The 5644-nt window shown below is 46.5% G+C and carries 2 tRNA genes and 2 rRNA genes; all 4 read left to right on the top strand.

Annotated features, from left to right (window positions below):
• The first annotated feature begins 393 nt into the window (after nucleotides 1–393).
• The 4 genes from ON07_RS04535 (at nucleotide 394) to ON07_RS04520 (ending at nucleotide 5538) form a co-directional block, all read left to right on the top strand.
• Nucleotides 394–1913 (top strand): 16S ribosomal RNA (locus tag ON07_RS04535).
• A gap of 186 nt (nucleotides 1914–2099) precedes the next feature.
• A tRNA-Ile gene (locus ON07_RS04530) sits at nucleotides 2100–2173 on the top strand.
• A 210-nt stretch (nucleotides 2174–2383) separates the two neighbouring features.
• Nucleotides 2384–2457 (top strand) — tRNA-Ala (locus ON07_RS04525).
• A gap of 243 nt (nucleotides 2458–2700) precedes the next feature.
• Nucleotides 2701–5538, top strand: a 23S ribosomal RNA gene (locus ON07_RS04520).
• Together the 16S and 23S rRNA genes with 2 tRNA genes alongside form the textbook arrangement of a ribosomal RNA operon.
• Nucleotides 5539–5644: the final 106 nt, after the last annotated feature.

Below are 5644 nucleotides of genomic sequence, written 5' to 3'. Positions count from 1 at the left end.
TTCTCAAAAACTTTATCTAAAAAAAACTTCAAAAAAGTTTTGGTTGGTAAGGAAAAAGCATTGTATATTTGCAGCCGCTTTGAGCGGTAGTAAAAGTTCACAAATAATTACTGAAAAGAGATCCCGAGGTAGGGTATAAAAGAAAGAGGTTCGACTCCTTTTATTTCAACAAGAATCCATTTGATGCTTCCCTTTGGGAAGATGGCCTGTAAGGGCGGATGGGAAATGTTCATTGATATATTGAATTGACAACGCGTTTCAATGTTGTTCGCAAGAATAGCAGAAGAAACCAAAAATAAGAATTAAGACTAGAAGAATATTTTGAGTAGGTGTTAGATCGTAAGATTTGATACTTGAAACAGACCTTGTAATTGTTACAATATTTAAAAATTAACGATGAAGAGTTTGATCCTGGCTCAGGATGAACGCTAGCGGCAGGCTTAACACATGCAAGTCGAGGGGTAACGGGGTGCTTGCACCGCCGACGACCGGCGCACGGGTGCGTAACGCGTATACAATCTACCTTGTAGAGGGGGATAGCCCAGAGAAATTTGGATTAATACCCCATAGTATTATGAAATAGCATTATTTTATAATTAAACATTTATGGCTACAAGATGAGTATGCGTTCTATTAGTTAGTAGGTAAGGTAACGGCTTACCTAGACTTCGATAGATAGGGGTCCTGAGAGGGAGATCCCCCACACTGGTACTGAGACACGGACCAGACTCCTACGGGAGGCAGCAGTGAGGAATATTGGACAATGGGCGAGAGCCTGATCCAGCCATGCCGCGTGCAGGAAGACGGCCCTATGGGTTGTAAACTGCTTTTATAGAGGAAGAAACCTCCCGACGTGTCGGGACTTGACGGTACTCTACGAATAAGGATCGGCTAACTCCGTGCCAGCAGCCGCGGTAATACGGAGGATCCAAGCGTTATCCGGAATCATTGGGTTTAAAGGGTCCGTAGGCGGGACAATCAGTCAGCGGTGAAAGTCTGTGGCTCAACCATAGAATTGCCATTGATACTGTTGTTCTTGAATACTTATGAAGTGGTTGGAATATGTAGTGTAGCGGTGAAATGCATAGATATTACATAGAACACCGATTGCGAAGGCAGATCACTAATAAGTCATTGACGCTGATGGACGAAAGCGTGGGTAGCGAACAGGATTAGATACCCTGGTAGTCCACGCCGTAAACGATGGTTACTAGCTGTTCGGGAGCAATCTTGAGTGGCTAAGCGAAAGTGATAAGTAACCCACCTGGGGAGTACGTTCGCAAGAATGAAACTCAAAGGAATTGACGGGGGCCCGCACAAGCGGTGGAGCATGTGGTTTAATTCGATGATACGCGAGGAACCTTACCAGGGCTTAAATGTAGATTGACAGGGGTGGAAACACCTTTTCCTTCGGGCAATTTACAAGGTGCTGCATGGTTGTCGTCAGCTCGTGCCGTGAGGTGTCAGGTTAAGTCCTATAACGAGCGCAACCCCTGTTGTTAGTTGCCAGCGAGTCAAGTCGGGAACTCTAACAAGACTGCCAGTGCAAACTGTGAGGAAGGTGGGGATGACGTCAAATCATCACGGCCCTTACGTCCTGGGCCACACACGTGCTACAATGGTAGGGACAGAGAGCAGCCACTGGGCGACCAGGAGCGAATCTACAAACCCTATCACAGTTCGGATCGGAGTCTGCAACTCGACTCCGTGAAGCTGGAATCGCTAGTAATCGCATATCAGCCATGATGCGGTGAATACGTTCCCGGGCCTTGTACACACCGCCCGTCAAGCCATGGAAGCTGGGGGTACCTGAAGTCGGTCACCGCAAGGAGCCGCCTAGGGTAAAACTGGTAACTGGGGCTAAGTCGTAACAAGGTAGCCGTACCGGAAGGTGCGGCTGGAACACCTCCTTTCTAGAGATTTTGCCGTTTTAAAAGGCAAAACGCAATTACATCAAAAGGTTCTCAAAAGAAGCTTTTGGTCTTGATTCTTGTCAATTTAATTATTAAAAAAAAGAGATGAGATATTAGATTTGAGATATGAGATGCGTGACTAAAAGAGTCTCACTTCTAAAATCTACGATCTAACATCTAAAAAACAGTCTCATAGCTCAGCTGGTTAGAGCGCTACACTGATAATGTAGAGGTCGGCAGTTCGAGTCTGCCTGAGACTACTTTTTTCAATGATCAATAAGCAATGATCAGTAAACAATGTAAAAATTGTTAATTGATAGCTGTTAATTGTTAACTGAAAACATGTTCATTAAAAGACTAGGAAATTTTAGAAGTTGGTTAAAAACCAGTTTGCAGTACGCAGTACGCGGTACGCAGTACACAGCATAAAAACTGGATACTGAATACTGATAACTGAATACTTAACAAATGGGGGATTAGCTCAGCTGGCTAGAGCGCCTGCCTTGCACGCAGGAGGTCAACGGTTCGACTCCGTTATTCTCCACTATTCCTTAGACACTAGGGAGATAGGTACTTTAAACAATCAGGATTGCGCAAGCATTTTTCGTTTAGGTATCATCGATAAGGTGTTGTTAGTATAGGAAAAACGTTCATTGACATATTGGGAAATAAAGAATACGAGAACATTAGGTGCTTGTAAGAAATTACAAGTGCAAAAGAATAATTATAATAAAAGGTTTGTTGTTGCATATCGGCAGCAATAGATTTTGAGCAAATTAGGTAAAAGCACATAAGCTAAATAAGGGCGTATGGGGAATGCCTAGGCTCTCAGAGGCGAAGAAGGACGCGATAAGCTGCGAAAAGCTGCGGGGATTGGCACATACAAATTGATCCGCAGGTATCCGAATGGGGCAACCCACTATATTGAAGATATAGTATCCTGTAAAGGAGGCGAACCCGGGGAACTGAAACATCTAAGTACCCGGAGGAGAAGAAAACAAAAGTGATTGCGTTAGTAGCGGCGAGCGAACGCGCATTAGCCCAAACCGGTCTGTTTACGGACAGGCCGGGGTTGTAGGACTGCGATATTGGTTGTGTAATGAATTAGAACAAGTTGGAAAGCTTGGCCAAAGAAGGTGATAGCCCTGTATAAGTAAAGATCATAAACCATAGCAGTATCCTGAGTAGTGCGGGGCACGTGAAACCCTGTATGAATTTGGCGGGACCATCCGCTAAGGCTAAATACTCCTGAGAGACCGATAGTGAACCAGTACCGTGAGGGAAAGGTGAAAAGAACCGTGAATAACGGAGTGAAATAGATCCTGAAACCATACGCTTACAAGCGGTCGGAGCCCTTCGGGGTGACGGCGTGCCTTTTGCATAATGAGCCTACGAGTTACCGTTGCCAGCAAGGTTAAGCCTTTAAGAGGTGGAGCCGTAGCGAAAGCGAGTCTTAATAGGGCTAGTATAGTTGGTAGTGGTAGACGCGAAACCGTGTGATCTACCCTTGGGCAGGTTGAAGCTGTGGTAACACATAGTGGAGGACCGAACCCGTTGACGTTGAAAAGTCTTGGGATGACCTGAGGGTAGGGGTGAAAGGCCAATCAAACTCGGAAATAGCTCGTACTCCCCGAAATGCATTTAGGTGCAGCGTTGATTTAAAGTTTTATAGAGGTAGAGCTACTGATTGGATGCGGGGGCTTCACCGCCTACCAATTCCTGACAAACTCCGAATGCTATAAAATGTTGATCAGCAGTGAGGGCATGGGTGCTAAGGTCCATGTCCGAGAGGGAAAGAACCCAGACCATCAGCTAAGGTCCCCAAATGTATATTAAGTTGAAATAACGCGGTTGAACTGCCCAGACAGCTAGGATGTTGGCTTGGAAGCAGCCATTCATTTAAAGAGTGCGTAACAGCTCACTAGTCGAGCGGTTCGGCATGGATAATAATCGGGCATAAATATACTACCGAAGCTATGGATTTATACCCTAGGGGTATAAGTGGTAGGGGAGCATTGTAACAAAGTTGAAGGTGAGTCGTGAGGCTTGCTGGATTGGTTACAAAAGAAAATGTAGGCATAAGTAACGATAATGCGGGCGAGAAACCCGCACACCGAAAGACTAAGGTTTCCTCAGCTATGCTAATCAGCTGAGGGTTAGTCGGGACCTAACGCGACCCCGAATGGGTTAGTGGATGGACAACAGATTAATATTTCTGTACCTGCCCCACGTTAAACGTGACGGAGGCGAAAAGTTAGTGCGTACTGACGGAATAGTACGTTGAAGCAAGTGGTAACACTGCGATAGTACACAAAAGCTTCGGCCGGCGTGATAATCTAGCAAATCGACTTCCAAGAAAAGCAAGTGGTGGCAGCCCGTACCGTAAACCGACACAGGTAGTTGGGATGAGAATTCTAAGGTGCTCGAGAGATTCATGGCTAAGGAACTAGGCAAAATCGACCCGTAACTTCGGGAGAAGGGTCGCCCATCTTCGGATGGGCCGCAGTGAAGAGGTCCAGGCGACTGTTTATCAAAAACACAGGGCTCTGCTAAATCGAAAGATGATGTATAGGGCCTGACACCTGCCCGGTGCTGGAAGGTTAAGAGGAGATGTTAGCTTCGGCGACGCATTGAATTGAAGCCCCAGTAAACGGCGGCCGTAACTATAACGGTCCTAAGGTAGCGAAATTCCTTGTCGGGTAAGTTCCGACCTGCACGAATGGTGCAACGATCTGGACACTGTCTCAGCCATGAGCTCGGTGAAATTGTAGTATCGGTGAAGATGCCGATTACCCGCTGTGGGACGAAAAGACCCCGTGCACCTTTACTATAGCTTAGTATTGACTTTGGACAAGTGATGTGTAGGATAGGTGGGAGACGTTGAAGCTGCATCGCCAGGTGTGGTGGAGTCATTGTTGAAATACCACCCTTTACTTGTTTGAAGCCTAACTTCCACTGGAAGGACAATGCTTGGTGGGTAGTTTGACTGGGGTGGTCGCCTCCAAAAGAGTAACGGAGGCTTCTAAAGGTTCCCTCAGCACGCTTGGTAACCGTGCGTAGAGTGCAATGGCATAAGGGAGCTTGACTGAGAGACATACAGGTCGATCAGGTACGAAAGTAGAGCATAGTGATCCGGTGGTTCCGCATGGAAGGGCCATCGCTCAAAGGATAAAAGGTACGCCGGGGATAACAGGCTGATCTCCCCCAAGAGCTCACATCGACGGGGGGGTTTGGCACCTCGATGTCGGCTCGTCACATCCTGGGGCTGGAGAAGGTCCCAAGGGTTGGGCTGTTCGCCCATTAAAGTGGCACGCGAGCTGGGTTCAGAACGTCGTGAGACAGTTCGGTCTCTATCTACAGTGGGCGTTAGAAATTTGAGTGGATCTGACTCTAGTACGAGAGGACCGAGTTGGACGAACCTCTGGTGCACCAGTTGTTCCGCCAGGAGCATTGCTGGGTAGCTACGTTCGGAAGGGATAAGCGCTGAAAGCATATAAGCGCGAAACCCACCACAAGATGAGATTTCTTTAAAGGACCGTGGAAGACTACCACGTTGATAGGCCATAGGTGTAAAGGCAGTAATGTCATAGCCGAGTGGTACTAATAATCCGTAAAGCTTAGTGCAGTCCCGATTCCTTTATTGGAATCGGGGCGAAAAACCTATCTTATTTGCTGTTAATTATTCAATCTACTATTCTTCTATTGTTTATTTCCCATATGTTAATCTTATT

Origin of the sequence: Gillisia marina (assembly GCF_000258765.1) — a bacterium.
In the GTDB taxonomy this organism is placed as follows: Bacteria; Bacteroidota; Bacteroidia; order Flavobacteriales; family Flavobacteriaceae; genus Gillisia; species Gillisia marina.
This window is presented reverse-complemented; position numbering and strand designations above follow the sequence as displayed.